General features: G+C 45.1%; 17 protein-coding genes. 8 read left to right on the top strand and 9 right to left on the bottom strand.

The window, feature by feature from the left end:
- Window positions 1–19: 19 nt before the first annotated feature.
- Together AC9UCN_RS00960 and AC9UCN_RS00955 are read right to left on the bottom strand one after the other, a co-directional pair.
- On the bottom strand, window positions 20–805 hold the full coding sequence (locus tag AC9UCN_RS00960; RefSeq protein ID WP_509522932.1) for a crotonase/enoyl-CoA hydratase family protein: 786 nt from the start codon (window positions 803–805) through the stop codon (window positions 20–22).
- Between the two features lie 15 nt (window positions 806–820).
- Window positions 821–1,303, bottom strand: coding sequence for a glutathione peroxidase (locus AC9UCN_RS00955; RefSeq protein ID WP_509522930.1), 483 nt, complete (start codon window positions 1,301–1,303; stop codon window positions 821–823).
- 61 nt (window positions 1,304–1,364) lie between these two features.
- On the opposite strand from AC9UCN_RS00955, the gene AC9UCN_RS00950 reads away from it, so the two are divergent.
- The 3 genes from AC9UCN_RS00950 (at window position 1,365) to AC9UCN_RS00940 (ending at window position 3,929) form a co-directional block, all read left to right on the top strand.
- Complete coding sequence (locus AC9UCN_RS00950) at window positions 1,365–2,564, top strand: glycosyltransferase (RefSeq protein WP_509522928.1); 1,200 nt, start codon at window positions 1,365–1,367, stop codon at window positions 2,562–2,564.
- A gap of 97 nt (window positions 2,565–2,661) precedes the next feature.
- On the top strand, window positions 2,662–3,633 hold the full coding sequence (locus tag AC9UCN_RS00945) for a sodium-dependent bicarbonate transport family permease (protein ID WP_509522926.1): 972 nt from the start codon (window positions 2,662–2,664) through the stop codon (window positions 3,631–3,633).
- Entirely contained in the window at window positions 3,633–3,929 is a 297-nt protein-coding gene (locus AC9UCN_RS00940) for a DUF3240 family protein (protein WP_509522924.1), read from the top strand. The genes AC9UCN_RS00945 and AC9UCN_RS00940 overlap by 1 nt, the downstream gene beginning before the upstream one ends.
- Before the next feature lie 117 nt (window positions 3,930–4,046).
- Here the strand turns inward: AC9UCN_RS00940 and AC9UCN_RS00935 are convergent, their stop codons facing one another.
- Entirely contained in the window at window positions 4,047–4,220 is a 174-nt protein-coding gene (locus tag AC9UCN_RS00935; RefSeq protein ID WP_509522922.1) for a hypothetical protein, read from the bottom strand.
- Between the two features lie 74 nt (window positions 4,221–4,294).
- On the opposite strand from AC9UCN_RS00935, the gene AC9UCN_RS00930 reads away from it, so the two are divergent.
- The 3 genes from AC9UCN_RS00930 to AC9UCN_RS00920 all read left to right on the top strand — a co-directional run bounded on the left by AC9UCN_RS00930 (window position 4,295) and on the right by AC9UCN_RS00920 (window position 6,946).
- Window positions 4,295–5,086 carry a glycosyltransferase family protein gene (locus tag AC9UCN_RS00930; RefSeq protein WP_509522921.1) on the top strand — a complete coding sequence of 264 codons (792 nt, stop codon included), beginning with the start codon at window positions 4,295–4,297 and terminating at the stop codon, window positions 5,084–5,086.
- 103 nt (window positions 5,087–5,189) lie between these two features.
- The gene (locus tag AC9UCN_RS00925; protein ID WP_509522920.1) at window positions 5,190–5,990 is read left to right on the top strand and encodes an FkbM family methyltransferase; all 801 of its coding nucleotides are present in this window, start codon (window positions 5,190–5,192) and stop codon (window positions 5,988–5,990) included.
- Window positions 5,991–6,025: 35 nt separating this feature from the next.
- Window positions 6,026–6,946, top strand: coding sequence for an NAD-dependent epimerase/dehydratase family protein (locus AC9UCN_RS00920; RefSeq protein ID WP_509522919.1), 921 nt, complete (start codon window positions 6,026–6,028; stop codon window positions 6,944–6,946).
- Window positions 6,947–7,023: 77 nt separating this feature from the next.
- Here AC9UCN_RS00920 and AC9UCN_RS00915 read toward each other — a convergent pair whose 3' ends face one another.
- Both AC9UCN_RS00915 and AC9UCN_RS00910 read right to left on the bottom strand, forming a co-directional pair.
- Window positions 7,024–7,182, bottom strand: a complete 159-nt coding sequence (locus tag AC9UCN_RS00915; protein WP_509522917.1) for a hypothetical protein — start codon at window positions 7,180–7,182, stop codon at window positions 7,024–7,026.
- 151 nt (window positions 7,183–7,333) lie between these two features.
- Entirely contained in the window at window positions 7,334–8,563 is a 1,230-nt protein-coding gene (locus AC9UCN_RS00910; protein WP_509522916.1) for a glycosyltransferase, read from the bottom strand.
- A gap of 240 nt (window positions 8,564–8,803) precedes the next feature.
- On the opposite strand from AC9UCN_RS00910, the gene AC9UCN_RS00905 reads away from it, so the two are divergent.
- Both AC9UCN_RS00905 and AC9UCN_RS00900 read left to right on the top strand, forming a co-directional pair.
- A complete protein-coding gene (locus tag AC9UCN_RS00905; RefSeq protein WP_509522914.1) occupies window positions 8,804–10,000 on the top strand; it encodes a glycosyltransferase in 1,197 nt (398 codons plus the stop codon).
- An 11-nt stretch (window positions 10,001–10,011) separates the two neighbouring features.
- Window positions 10,012–10,902, top strand: a complete 891-nt coding sequence (locus AC9UCN_RS00900; protein WP_509522913.1) for a sugar nucleotide-binding protein — start codon at window positions 10,012–10,014, stop codon at window positions 10,900–10,902.
- A 25-nt stretch (window positions 10,903–10,927) separates the two neighbouring features.
- Here AC9UCN_RS00900 and wecB read toward each other — a convergent pair whose 3' ends face one another.
- The 4 genes from wecB to AC9UCN_RS00880 all read right to left on the bottom strand — a co-directional run bounded on the left by wecB (window position 10,928) and on the right by AC9UCN_RS00880 (window position 14,690).
- A complete protein-coding gene (gene wecB, locus AC9UCN_RS00895; protein WP_509522911.1) occupies window positions 10,928–12,082 on the bottom strand; it encodes a non-hydrolyzing UDP-N-acetylglucosamine 2-epimerase in 1,155 nt (384 codons plus the stop codon).
- A complete protein-coding gene (locus tag AC9UCN_RS00890) occupies window positions 12,079–13,104 on the bottom strand; it encodes a polysaccharide biosynthesis protein (RefSeq protein WP_509522909.1) in 1,026 nt (341 codons plus the stop codon). The genes wecB and AC9UCN_RS00890 overlap by 4 nt, the downstream gene beginning before the upstream one ends.
- Before the next feature lie 44 nt (window positions 13,105–13,148).
- Window positions 13,149–13,859 carry a glycosyltransferase family 25 protein gene (locus AC9UCN_RS00885; RefSeq protein WP_509522907.1) on the bottom strand — a complete coding sequence of 237 codons (711 nt, stop codon included), beginning with the start codon at window positions 13,857–13,859 and terminating at the stop codon, window positions 13,149–13,151.
- Window positions 13,860–13,985: 126 nt separating this feature from the next.
- Window positions 13,986–14,690, bottom strand: coding sequence for a glycosyltransferase family 25 protein (locus tag AC9UCN_RS00880; protein ID WP_509522906.1), 705 nt, complete (start codon window positions 14,688–14,690; stop codon window positions 13,986–13,988).
- Window positions 14,691–14,699 lie beyond the last annotated feature (9 nt).

The following is a 14,699-nucleotide window of genomic DNA, read 5'->3' as shown; positions in this document are numbered from 1 at the left end:
TTGGGTGTTTTTTGGAAGATCAATTTCCTTCAAAAGTAACTGGTGACTTAGAAAGATAGGCCTCCATCGCCCGTCTGGCGTCTTTTGATGCCGCTAGCCTGGCAAGGCGCTTTCCAATAAACGCGTCCTCAGCGCTTTCATCTATCAGCGCTGCTCTAGCCGAAGCCAAAGTTGCCTGCACCGCAAGCGGTGCTTGGGCAGCAATCTTTTCTGCTATCTCGAATGCACGATTTTTTTCGGTTCCAACTGGAACAACTTCATTGACTATTCCAAGACGAAGCGCAGTTGCTGCATCAAAAGAGTCTCCAGTGAGTAGGTATCTCATTGCGTTAGACCAGCCAGCTGATCTTGGCATTCTTTTTGTGGCTCCCCCAAATGGCAAAATACCACGTGACACTTCTAGTTGAGCAAACTTTGCGTTCTCGGCAGCAATTACAACTTCGCTGTTTAATGCAAGTTCAACACCGAGTGTGAAACAGGTTCCTTGGATTGCAATCACAACAGGTTTTGATACCGGCCTCGATTGAATTCCCCAAGGATCTAGTCCGCCTTCAGGAACCATGGCCAAACCATCGGCATTTAGTCGTGGAGCAACATCGGCAAGATCTAGCCCGGCAGTGAAGTGATCACCGTGAGCAAAAACAAGTCCAGCTCGAAGTTCTGGATCCAAATCTAATTTGCCGTAAGCCAAAGCAAGCAGTTGGAGCATTTCCATGTCCGCAGCGTTTAGTTTTTCGGGGCGATTTAGACCGATTAAAAGTATGTGATCTTTTTGCTCAACGGTTACTTTAGAAGTTGCATTCATTTTTGCCCAAAAATATTAGTTTGGTAAGTTTGCTTCGATCAACGAAACGATGTCAGAAGCATCTGGTTTCACTGTTGGTCTAAAGCGGTGAACTTGGCCGTTTGGAAGAATTAGAAACTTTTCAAAGTTCCAAGCAACCGGACCTGCCTTACCAGACTGATCTTTGGTCTTGACTAGCTCTTTGTAAAGCGGGTGCCTGTCTTTTCCGTTTACCTTTACCTTCTCGGTCATTGGAAAACTAACGCCCCAGGTTGTTGAGCAGTATTCTGCGATATCTTCTGATTTTTTAAGTTCTTGTAAGAATTGATTTGAAGGCATTCCTAGAACCGTGAAACCTCTGCTGCCATATTTTTGTTGAAGTGCTTCCAGAGCTTCGTATTGCGGAGCTAGGCCACACCTGGAAGCCACGTTGACAACTAGAACTACTTTTCCAGCGAATTGGGAAAAGCTAGCCACAGTGCCATCTAGCATGGTGAGTTCGGTTTCTTGAATGCTCATGTCTAGATTCTACGTCTGAAGCGGGTAGATTTATCTAGCCCAATAAAGCTCACTAGAAAAGGTGCTCTTGCACGTCGCATTGTTCATGGATCAGCATCCGCACTCTCTAGGCGGGGTTCAAACCTCAGTAATGCTGCAGACCAAGTATCTAAACCGCTCTGGTGTTCAGGTAACCATTTTTGCTCCCAAGTCAAAAAAAGCCCGTGTCGACGAAAACATTAAAGTTCTACCCTCTAACTACTCTCCTCTGGGCAGAGAGTACGCCATTGTCTGGTCACTTAGAAAAGCAGCTAGGTTCTGCGAAGAGGTTTACAAAGAACGAAGTTTTGACATCGTCCACGTTCAGGGTGACTTCGCAGCAGCCAGCCTAGGAGCCGCTCTAGCAAAAAGACATAACATCCCACTTGTCCATACCGAACACACCAACGTTGACGTTATGGCAAACAAGCTAATTGGAAAACCCTTGAAGATCATGTTTTTGAAGTTCTTCACTTGGCAATACGGTCATTTCCTAAAAATCAACAAGCGTCCAAGAGTCATAGACGCTTTTGACTACGCAAAATTCATCCTGCCCCAGGCAGATCTCGTTATAGCTCCTTCAAAGCACTACGCATCGCTGCTAGAAGAAAAGGGCGCCGCAACAAACATTGAGGCTAGTTTCACAGGTGTTGACGATGATGAAATACAGCAAATCAAAAGAACAGTCCCTGTTCCAAACAAACCTATTAGCTTCGTCTGGGCGGCAAGGATGCAGCCTGAAAAAAGACTCATTCAAACCATCGAAGCGTTTGCCAGATCGAAGGTCAAGGCCCACCTAACCATTTATGGTTTTGGTCCACTGGAGAAAGTAGCCAAGAACTTGGTTCGGGCAAGGCTTATTTCTAAGAGGGTCACTTTTAGAGGCCGAGTCCCACACAACGAGCTTTTACAAATCTTTGCCAACGCTGATGTGGTTATGCAAACCAGTATTGGTTTTGAAACCCAAGGGTTGACCGTTTACGAGTCACTGGCTGTTGGAACGCCCGTTTTGCTGTGTGACTCAAAGATTGCAGGAGAGCTTCCAAAGAAGACTTACTGGCTTGATAAGTCGGGAACCATCAAGAGCTTGTCAAAGACAATCAAAAAAGCCGCTGAAGATGTCTCCGAAGGAAGCAACAAGCGAGAGCTATTGGAGGACCCAACCTGGTTACTCCAAGGCGCGCTTACTCAGAAAATGATTGAGACATACAAGCAACTTATTGCGCAAAAGCAGTCCAAATAGTTTCCTCTTGATGCAAAGCAACCAATAGGGGCTGGTCCGCGGGGCAGCTAAGTAAACTAATTCAAATAGCAATAGTGGTTTGTTGAGGTAGAAAACTATGTTTCTAGAGGCAGCTCTAACTAACGCAACTTCAGCGCCTGTTTTGGCTTTCGTACTAGGACTTCTAGCTGTAGCGATTAAGTCTGATCTTCGACTACCTGAGGCTGTCTATCAAGGACTATCTATATACCTATTACTAGGTATCGGTATCAAAGGTGGAGTTGCCTTATCTGAGGCAAACCTTGCTGAGGTTTGGTTGCCAATCTTGGGAACCTTAGCTCTGGGTCTAGTAATTCCACTTCTTGCGTTCATTGTTTTAGGAACACTTACCAAACTAGACACTATAAATAAAGGTGCTCTTGCCGCGCACTACGGGTCAACTTCGCTGGTTACTTTCTCAGCGGCTCTAATCTTTGTCGAATCACAAAACATTTCTTACGAAGGCTACGTAACAACGCTGCTGGCGATCCTTGAGGTCCCAGGAATAGTTGTTGGTTTACTTTTGGCATCCAAAGGTCTAAACAGGGGTTTGAACTGGGGAGAATCCCTTAGAGAGATAGTTACCTCTAAATCAATTGTCTTACTAGCTGGTGGATTGGTTTTAGGTTATGCAACCGGTGCCAGTGGCTACGAAAGAATTGAGCCTCTCTTCGGTGGCCTCTTCACCGGTGTTCTTGCTTTGTTCTTACTCGAGATGGGTATCGTCGCTGGACGAAGACTTCCTGATGTCAAAAAGGCAGGTTTTGGACTAGTTCTCTTCAGCATCGGGTTCCCGATTCTCTCTGGTTCCCTTGGTGTTTTAGCTGGTGAACTAACCGGTTTGAGTCTCGGTGGAAGTGTGATCTTGGGCGTTCTTGCAGCCTCAGCTTCGTATATCGCAGCTCCTGCTGCGGTGAGGCTGGCTTTGCCGGAGGCTAGTCCTGGTGTATACCTGACAGCATCACTTGCTATTACGTTCCCGTTCAATTTGATTTTTGGAATTCCAATCATGTTTGCAATTGGTCAATTTATGGAAGGTTTGGGTATTTGATGTTTTCCAAGAGAAAGTTGCTAACGGTTGTCTGCGAGGGAGCGCTTGAGTCTAGGTTAATCAAGGATCTTATGGCCCTTGGGGCTAAGGGTTACACAGTGACCGACGCTCACGGCACCGGGCCAAGAAACCAAAGAAATGGTGATCTAGAGGGTGGAAACATTCGAATAGAGGTTGTAACCGATCAGGTCACACTAGAAAAAATCATTGAAAGATTGCAATCCGACTACTTCCCAAACTACGCAGTTAGCGTATGGGTAGCGGATGTAGAGGTGTTGCGCCAGGAGCGCTACTAGTACTTACTTAGTCGTTTTTCTTGCACTGGCAGCCATCGCCGCAGTTGCATCCATCTAGATTCATTTGCTTTCTCCTTCCCACAGCTCTGACGATACACCTATCTGGCTCTTTTGCAGTTAATTCTTATCGTTGCCTGTCTGGACTGACCAAAGCCAGGCTACTAAGCCTGCGAAGGTGAGAATTACGGCAACAAGAGCAACAAGATAAACATTGCCTTTGTATAAGTCATAGACAGAAACTAAGCCGAAGAACAGGGCTAGGTAGCCAAGAAGTATCAACTTGTTTCGCATTTTCAAATCATAGCCATTTCATGTAGCCACTAATCCCAAGGGCCGCAATTTATGGGCGGTGCTATCATGGTGAAATGCCTGCTGTGGGAGTTGTTGTTCCGACTATTGGAGAGCGCCCCCAGTACTTAGACATCACCCTAAAATCCATCCGCGAAGCTGGTGACAGCTACATTGTCCTTGTAGGTCGAAAAGGATTTGACTCTACCTCCTACCAAAAGCCGGGTTTGGTAGATCTTTACATTGACGAGCTTGAGACATCGGTACCCAAAAAGATCAACCAAGGATTTCGAGCGCTTCCAGAAAACATCGAATACATCACCTGGATAGGTGATGACGATCTTCTTTCGCCAGGGTCACTGAGTGTTGCAGTGGGTGCTCTTACTAAGCCCGAAAAGCCCGTTTTGGTTTTTGGCCACTGCCAATACATCGATTCTGAAGGAAATGATGTTCTCGTCAAGCGAAGCGGTGGCTGGGCAGTTCCACTACTTAGATTTGGTCCACAACTTATTCCACAGCCGAGTGCTGTCTTCAGGAGGGATGCCTTCGAGAGAGTAGGGGGGCTGTCGGACAAATTCGAGTTCGCTTTTGATTTTGACTTGTTTCTAAAGCTCTCAAAGCTTGGAAAAACCATCTTTGTTGACAAGATCCTTTCCAGCCACAGGTGGCACGCGACTTCCCTGACCTATAGCCGCAGGTGGGACTCAGTAAAGGAAGCTAGCCTAGTTCGGGTTCTAAACTTGCCCTCAGCTGCGAAACTCATATCTCCAATCTGGGAGATACCCATCATCATGGTCACGTTCTTAGCAGGTTACTTTCTGAGTAGGGGTTCCTTGACACCAACACCCAAACAACTCAAACCCGATTGATTTTAACCGCGTCTGCATGGCTTAGTGATCTCTAGTTTCTGCCAGAGTTTAAGTAGTTATGTGCCAAAGACTAATTTGTATAAATGATTGCTATGGTTAAACTATGAAGTTTGTAAAAAGAATAATCTCGTTTGTAATAAGTAAGTTCGGTTACGTAGTTTTAAGGACTTCCGAAGTGGGTCGAATGATAGAAGATTCTTATCCTAAGGCCTACTTGGATTTACTGGCTCAATTACCCTCGACCAGTTCGATTAAGGTTAGTGAAGCCCAAGAAATAATCTCAAACGCTAAGAGTCAAATTGGTCAAGACATTCTCGCTCTATGCGCCAATGGGCTTAAGTGGAATGGTTTTTTTGTTGAATTCGGGGCGTCAGATGGAGTTGAACTTAGTAACACTTTTATTTTAGAGAAGAAGTTTGGCTGGACGGGGATTCTTTGTGAACCTGGGAATATTTGGCATAAGGATTTAGCGAAAAACCGAAATTGTTTTATAGACACCCGCTGTGTGTGGAGCCAATCCGAAGAGTTGATTGATTTTGCGCAAGCCTCAAACGCATGGCTTTCAACAGTTGTTGATTTTCAAGGTTCGGATCTACATTCGGATCTAAGAGATAATTCCTCGATCTACCAGGTCAAGACCGTTTCTCTTCGAGATCTTTTGAGAACCTACAATGCCCCATTCGAAATTGATTTTCTCTCTATAGACACTGAGGGTAGTGAGTATTCGATCCTCCGAGATTTTGATTTTGGAGAGTATAAATTCAACGTAATTTGTGTTGAGCACAACTACACAAGTTCGAGAGATAAGTTGTTCGATTTGTTAGTAAGCAATGGCTATAAGCGGGTTTACAAGGAACTATCAAGATTTGATGACTGGTATGTAAGGTCTGAAAATCCCATGTAACTTTTCCTGGAATCGAACCAAGATAGATTTCATGTATGACTGTTAGGCAAGAGGCGCAAGAGCTCTGGCTCAAGAATGTGCGTTCGGATGATCGAGTGCTCGTGACGGGTGCTGGCGGGTGGTTTGGACGCACTGCGGTCACCATGACTAGGAAATCGGATCTTGAGCTACTAGCTACCGGATCCAAAGATCAAGAGATACAAATTGATGGACAAAGTCAGGCTGTCCATGGCCAAGATCTCGAGATTATTGCTGCGTTTAAGCCTACGGTTGTAATCGACACCGCTTTTGTAACTAGGGAAAGACTTCCTGTCCTTGGGCACAAAGCCTACGTCGAGATAAATCAAAAACTTATAGATCAGTCTCTGGCCATAGCTGCCCTGCCTTCGGTCAGAAAATACATTGGGTTCTCAAGTGGTGCAAGTGTGCACTTGGCCGGTCACACTTCTTTTTCTCTAGAGGAAAACCCATATGCTGCTCAAAAGCGCATTTACGAAAGCAAGGTTTCGGAGATTGCCGGGGCACTTCAATGTGATATTTCAATTGCAAGGGCTTGGAGCGTTACCGGTGCTTATTTTACGAAGCCACACACATTTGCATTTACTGATCTGATTACCCAGGCGAGGTTAGGTCTTATAGAGATAAGGGCAAAGCATCTTGTCCATAGACGATATTGCGCAATAGAGGATGTTCTCGCCCTTTGCCTACTGCCCAGAAGCTCAGGAACCAGTCTAATTCTTGACACTGGTGGAGATTTGATTGAGCTATGCGATTTAGCCAAACTAGTCGTTGCTCTTGTTAACCCAGAAGCTGAAATACGTCGAGAAGTTGATGCAGGGTTACCATTCGACAACTATCATTCAGATGGAAAAGATTGGGATGATCTCCAAAAATCTGTTGGCTTGGCCTTAGATTCAATATCGCAACAGATCATTCGAGTAGCTGAAGACTTTTAGTAAAAAACTTTTGTCGCAGGACCAGTCTGGGGCAAAACTTATTAACCATCTCTGTTCATAAATGTCACTCCTGATTATTACTGGTGTGCTTTTTGCCTTGCGGTTTTTGAAACAGAGAAAAGAAGCCTGACTCTCGAAAGCACCCGGGTGAAAAGTTTCGCGATTTCGTAACCGAATTTGAAAAATGCGTAGGGAAGCTCAGCTAGAGATTCAAAAATCAATTTTGTTATCTTCATGACAAACCCAAGTTTCCTAGCAGTGATTGAGCTTTTGGGGCTTGGGGTGACACCACCTGGCTTATTTAATCCCTGGACAGTACTGTCCCAGGAGATAAGTCTGTTTCTCTCAGTCGTGACTGAGGTGAAAGTGGCAGAGGTTGTATACCCTTCAGAAGATTCGGTCACTGGCAACCTGCTCATACATGTTCTTTAGGTTTCCCAAGTAATTCTCTAAAGAAAACTTAGCTTCTGCGCGGGCCCTTGCACGAACACCAAGTTCTTTCAATAGCGATTTATTGTCTACGGACCATGTGATTCGATTTGCCATTTGGCCGACCAGACCATCAAGATGTACTTCCAACTCGGGGCATTCTGCAACTTCACTTGCGGCGGTCTTTCCAACAGTTATAACCGGAACGCCCGATGACATTGCTTCTAGGGTCATCATTCCGAAGGACTCTACTGAGGACGGCATGGCAAAAAGATCTGCTGCTTCGTAGAAAGTTCCTAGATCTGATAAATCGTTAGTCCAGGGCAACTCAATAGACTCAACTTCCTTGGAGTACTTTGCAACGAGACCTTGTTTCTGGATGCAGAGTAGAAGGATTTTTCTTCCAGTTTTTTTTACTTGCTCAATGGCCTGGACTAGCTCTTTAAATCCTTTTCTCTCATCGTCTGTAGAGCGAGCTGCAACAACAAACACATCCTTGTCTATTCCAAGAATCTGTCGGGCATCAAGTTCTGGCTTTGGTCTAAAAACTTGGGTGTCTATTCCGAAGGGAAACTGAAACACTTTAGCGTTCCAGTTAGAGACCTTCTTTTCAATCTGACCCCTCATCCAATCTGTGGTTATGTGAATGTTCATGGGGGTTTTCGAGAACAGTAGCTCCTTTCTTGATCGCTCTTTATCGGTTCGATCCCAATAGACAGGAAGCGAAGAATCAAGAGATGGGCAACTCCCGCAACCTAAATCCCACCTTGCGCAATTAAGGGGAAGGGTGCAGTGACCAGTAAGGGGCCACAGGTCATGCCAGGTCCAAACCGCAGGTTTCACTTCAAACACCTTCGCCATATTCTCAACGGTCATCATGTGATCGTGAATAACTTGAAGGTGGACTACATCTGCTTCTTGAAATTCGGGTAGGTCAAAAATTTTGCTTGACCAGGACTGGTAGGTGGACTGCCTACCCGTGAGGCTTTCCATAGCCATAATTGCTTCCGCGAGTAGTCTGGTTTTGCGACCGGGAAATAACTCAATTGAGTTTTCAGATTTTGAAGTATTGCTCCAGAATGAGCCAATCTTGGCATCTATTCCCAAGGCCTTTAGCGGTTCAATGATGTCGTGGCCATTCCATCGGCCCCCAACCTCATCGCTACTGCTTACATTGAATACCTTCAAGCCATTCCTCGCCAATACAAGATGTGATCACGTTGACCATCAAGTTCATCACCATCAGGCAACAGCCACAATGGATAATTGCACTAAATATACTGTAGTTGGCCTAGTTCCTTCCGTGGAGTTCACTTGAAGTCATTCGCGGAACTGCTAAAAATATTTGTCTTTGCTTGCCTAATCAACGCTTGTAATTGGCGTTGCTAGTAGATTTGGTATTTGCCGGTCTACTTAGGAGCAGTCTCCGTGAAAATCCTCGTGCTTCACGAAATTGATTACTTGGAAAAAGTAATCTATGAAATCCATGAGTTTCCAGAATTACTAGCCAAGGCCGGCCATGATGTCACATTCTTTCACTTTCAAGAAGGCGCTAACAGGGCCAAAAAGAACCTATTCCGTAAGAAGGAAATTATTGGTCGAGTAATTCCTGAAGCAAAGTTAACCCTTATCGGCCCTCATCAGTTCGGGTTTTTTGGGTTCGACAGGTTGTGGGCAACGGTTAGTAGCTGGCCAGCACTGTTTAGGATATTTCGAGAAAAGAAATTTGATGTGGTTCTCAATTACGCAGTTCCTACATTTGGCCTTCAGGCCCTGATTATTTCAGCCATTTTCAAAACTCCTTTTATTCACCGAGCCTTAGATTCCTCCCATGAGATTCGAGAGTCAATTTTTAGACTCCCAATACTTTTGGTAGAAAAACTCATGTATAGATTTTCTCCTTTGCTTTCTGCAAACAACTCCGCGATGCAGCGATATTGTGAAAACCTAGCCTGCCGAAAGAAACCCTCGGTTGTGAATTATCCACCGCTTGACATTGCTCACTTTTCTAATCGAGTCCCAGATCCTGAACTTCGGAAGCGCCTTGGAATTGCGCCAACAGACTCTGTAATTACTTACATGGGGTCTTTCTTCTATTTCTCAGGTTTACCAGAGGTAATAAAGAGGTTTGCTGAATTGGTTCCTCAAGGTTCATCAACGAAACTGCTTCTCATCGGCGGTGGCGACCAGGAGAATGAACTCAGGAATATTGTTACTGATCTTGGTATTTCTGATCGGGTCATCTTCACCGGCTTTGTGAGCTATGACGATTTGCCAAATTACTTGGCCCTTTCTACCGTGGCCATTAATCCTTTAGAAATAAGTCAAGTAGCATCGATCGCTTTTCCGAATAAAGTTCTTCAGTATTTGGCTACTGGCATTCCAGTTGTCTCTACTCGTCTGGAAGGTTTGTTCTCCGCTATCGATGGAATACAGGGTTTAACTTGGGCCGAGACTCCAACGAAAGTGTTGGACATTGCCTTAGAGGTTGCTCAAGCTGGTGGTGCTGAGACAAACAAGTCAGAATCCCACAAGGCGCTAGCGGCACTTTTCTCACCGGAGGCGGCTTTGTCTTCCATGGAGCAGACCTTAAATACCGCAATCGAGATCAACAAGCGGAACTAGAGTTAACTGAAATGAGTACGGTGTTGATATTGGGTGCCAGCGGAATGCTTGGCTCAGCTGTTTTGAAAGAATTTTCGAACTTTCAGGGTGAGTTGATAGCCACCACTAGAGCAGCCACGAGTTTAGTCGCTGGCTCAAATGTTAAATTCTTGAAATTCGACGCCGCTACAGACAACCTAGACAGCGCTTTCTCCATGCCAATTAATTATGTAGTTAACTGCATTGGGATCATTAAGCCATACATCAATGACTCAGATACTCAACAGACTGAAACAGCATTCGAAATAAACGGTGCTTTTCCCAATCGCTTAGAAGTTTGGGCATCCATGCACGGAGTGAAGGTTATTCAAATTGCCACAGATTGTGTCTTTTCTGGATCTAAAGGCAATTATTTAGAGACTAACGAGCACGACGCTTTGGATGTTTACGGCAAATCAAAGAGTCTGGGAGAAGCAAAAGGTGACTCCATGATGCACCTTAGGGTTTCCATAATTGGACCAGAAGTGGATCGAAACTCGTCCCTTTTGGAGTGGGTAAGGAATCAACCCAAGAACGCAGAGATTTCGGGCTATATCGATCATTTTTGGAATGGAATAACCTCGATGCACTTTGCAAAAATTGCTCGAGGAATTGTTGAGAATGATTTGTTTGAGGTTGGGGTCTTTCACGTACTTCCCCAAGACAGTACTACTAAGTGCGAACTAGTTACCTTGATTGCAAAGTATCTAGGTCGGTCAGATATCAAAGTCAACCCAACAGCGACTGGGGCAAACATAAACCGCACTCTAGGCACTAACTTTCCAGCGAAAAACAAGGGTTTTTGGCGGGCTGCTGGGTATGACGCACTGCCAACGATTGAACAGATGGTTTCAGAAGTTATCGCTTCAGAATCTAAAGGCTAGTGGGCCCGGCGTTGCCGAGAGGGCTTTAGCCTAGCTTTCGGATTCCAGCCCATTCATGATGTCTGGAAATAGTGGAAAGCATAAATCTGACCACTCGAGTGGAGCAATCGGTCACTTCATAGCCAGCTGGTAGCGACTGCGACGGTGTTCCATTTGCAGAGCTTCCGTCTTCTGTAACGGATCGAATGCCCGCGATAACGTTGGCGGCTTTTAACCCGGTCATAACAATTCCACCAAACTCAAGTGCCTCTGGTCTTTCCATAGAGTCTCTTATGGTGACAGCAGGGAAGCCAAGAATGATTGACTCCTCGCTTATGGTTCCACTGTCAGAGAGAACACACTTGGCATTTAGCTGCAGCTTGTTGTAATCAACAAAGCCAAATGGTTCGTGGAAAACCACACCTTTTGTTTCCTTGTAGCCAGGTATCGACTCAAGTTGTTTACGGGTTCTTGGGTGAGTAGAAACCATTACTGGCAAACCCCAGGTTTCGTGGACCATCTTCAGTGTTTCCAATAGGTCCTTGAGTCTTTCCGGTGAGTCGACGTTTTCTTGCCTGTGAGCGCTGACCAAGAAATACTTTTGAGGATCAAGGTCCAAAGTTGTCAGTATGTTGCTGGCCTGAATCTTTTGCATGTAGGAATCGAGGACTTCACGCATCGGGGAACCAGAAACCAGTATGCGTTTTGGTGGTAACCCTTCTGCGAGCAAGTTTCTTCTGGCGTGCTCCGTGTATGGAAGATTGAAGTCTGAAACGTGGTCTACCAATCGCCTGTTGGTTTCTTCTGGCACATTTTCGTCGAAAGACCGGTTACCCGCTTCCATGTGGTAAACGGGTATGTGCATTCTCTTGGCCAGGACTGCAGAAATCGCACTGTTGGTATCTCCCAGAATAAGAACCGCGTCAGGCTTGTGAGCTAAAAAAACTTTTTCTATTTTTGCAAGTGTGTCCCCAAGCACGGACCCGAGTGTTGAAGTGTCCACATCAAGATAAAGATCTGGGGTCCTAATTTCTAGTTCATCGAAGAAGACTTTGCTGAGCATAGGGTCTTTGTTTTGCCCGGTGTTTACAAAGATGTGGTTGAAGTGTTTGTCTAGAAGAGGGATAACCCTGGAAAGCCGAATGATCTCGGGCCTGGTGCCAACTACTGTGACAACAGTTAGCTTTTCTGGACCACTCATAACCCAAGTTCCTGACGTATTTCAGGAAGGGTAAGAAGAAGAGTCTTGACACCTTCCTTATCTAGCCTTGTGGTGTTGTGTGAAGTGTAAGACTCGTTCGAAGCCGGCTTGTTTTCCCCGTGCTCGAAGAACGCCTCGTAATCAAGAGTTCTAGTATCGAGTGGGACTCTGAAGTAATCCCCTCGATCCTCTGCTTTAGCCATTTCCTCAGCACCAAGTAAGGACTCAAAAAGTTTCTCGCCGTGTCGAACACCAATGGTCTTAATTTCTGGGCTGTCTAGTCCAACTAACTCAAGAAGAGCTTCTAGAAGGACGGCAATGGTTGCAGCTGGAGCCTTGCGAACAAACAAATCGCCAGTCTCAGCATTCTCAAAGGCGTGCTGGACCAAGTCAACAGACTCGCTGAGTGACATGAGGAACCTTGTCATTTCGGGGTCTGTGATTGTTAATGGTTTTCCACTTCGAATTTGACTGATAAAAAGCGGGATAACCGATCCCCTGGAATACATAACGTTTCCGTACCTGGTTACAGATATAACAGTCTTAGAGTCTAGATTGTCTCTAGCAAAAGCCATTGCAGTTTTTTCCATTAGTGCCTTGGTCATGCCCATGGCGTTGATTGGATAAACAGCCTTGTCGGTGCTTAAGCAAACAACGGAGGATACTTCTCTGTCAATTGCGGCCCTAAGAACATTGGCACTACCTTGAATATTGGTTGCCACAGCCTCCAAAGGGAAAAACTCTGCAGAGGGAACTTGTTTAAGTGCAGCGGCATGGAAAACCAAATCGGTGCCTTTTAGAGCATTTTTCACACTGAGTGGGTCTCTGGTGTCACCGATGTAAAAACGTACTCGGTTATCGGCGATCTTGTGTCTTAGTTGATCTTGCTTAGCTTCATCACGACTAAAAACTCGAACCTCCGCCGCGCCCTCGGAAAGAAGGTGGCTAAGCATGGTAGATCCAAAAGAGCCAGTTCCGCCTGTGATAGTTACAACTGAGCCTGAAATCTTATTTTTTGACAAGAAGTACCTCTACCTTTGCTCTGCTCAAGGTTAATGCTACTGCATCAATTTTTCTTGGGGTAAATATCTGAATCAGACTTTAAGCCCTTCACTACATAGGAGTCCTGGGTGGCGACCGATTTTACTAGCCTGGCTATTTTGATGTCTCTAAACATTTGATTTTTTGCTAGAAGTCCCAAGTAATCATCCCAAGGAATGAGCGGGGGCCCAGGAATAATGTCCGAAATAGCCTCGGCCAAACGGGCATTAACGATGTAGGCGTGTGCGCTGTCCCTAAACTCCCCTGGAACAAAACGAAAACCAGAACGGTCTCTCACCCCGCGTCTTTTCAAAAGATCAATCAAAAACTCCAATAATCCTGGGCGGAGAGAATCCCAAGATAGTGAATACAGCCAATCTATGAATCCAATTTGAAGAATATCAATTTGATTTCTGTTCATAAGGTCAGTAATTTCGGACAGAAACTGGTCGTTAACAACAGGGGTAAAGACTGCGTCGTCTTCAAGTATTAGTCCAAACGGAGCTTTTGCTTCAACAATCCTTCTCATTGAATTAACGTGTGATTTCCAGCATCCAACTGCCCCCTTGGATAAAAACTTGGGTTCATGAGTTTCTAGTTGACCATCAACTGCGACCTGGACTTCAAAACTTAAGCCAGCTTTTTGTAGCTCGGCAGTCATCCGAGCTAGTCGGTCAGGACGTCTTTCGAGATTGATTACCTGTACGAGTACTCCCGAAGCATTCGAATTTGTCATGTCTTCTTTCTTTCACTACCTAACTGAGAATAGTTGTTGCAGATTACTGTGCTGAAAGAACTTGAATCAAATTTACAACTCCTGATTGTTCACTTTTTAGCAAGTCATTCTCCAATCAATAGCGAATTACCTAGCCTCATGGTCCCAGATGTCTGAGTCTTTCTTTAATCCCTCGACTTGATATGACTCTTGCGACACCACACTTTCTATTAACCTGGCTACTCGTATTCCGCGTTGCATCTGACCCTTTGCAAGAATCTGAAGATAATCATCCCAAGCAAATATGGGTGGACCTGGAAAAGTCTCTGAAAGTGCCTCCGCCAACCGCAAGTTAACGATGTAAGCATGCGCTGTCAACAGGAAGTCTCCAAGTACAAATCGAACACCAGACGAGTCCTTGGTGCCCCTAGATTTCAGTAAAGCTATCAAAAATTCTAATAGCCCCGATCTCATAGAGGTTGAATTTCGCCAATCAATAAAACCAATTTGAAGAATATCAATTTGATTTCTGTTCATAAGGTCAGTAATTTCGGACAGAAACTGGTCGTTAACAACAGGGGTAAAGACTGCGTCGTCTTCAAGTATTAGTCCAAACGGAGCTTTTGCTTCAACAATCCTTCTCATTGAATTAACGTGTGATTTCCAGCATCCAACTGCCCCCTTGGATAAAAACTTGGGTTCATGAGTTTCTAGTTGACCATCAACTGCGACCTGGACTTCAAAACTTAAGCCAGCTTTTTGTAGCTCGGCAGTCATCCGAGCTAGTCGGTCAGGACGTCTTTCGAGATTGATTACCTGTACGAGTACTCCCGAAGCATTCGAATTTGTCATGTCTTCTTT

This window comes from Rhodoluna sp., from assembly GCF_036721215.1.
Taxonomy (GTDB): domain Bacteria; phylum Actinomycetota; class Actinomycetes; order Actinomycetales; family Microbacteriaceae; genus Rhodoluna.
This window is presented reverse-complemented; position numbering and strand designations above follow the sequence as displayed.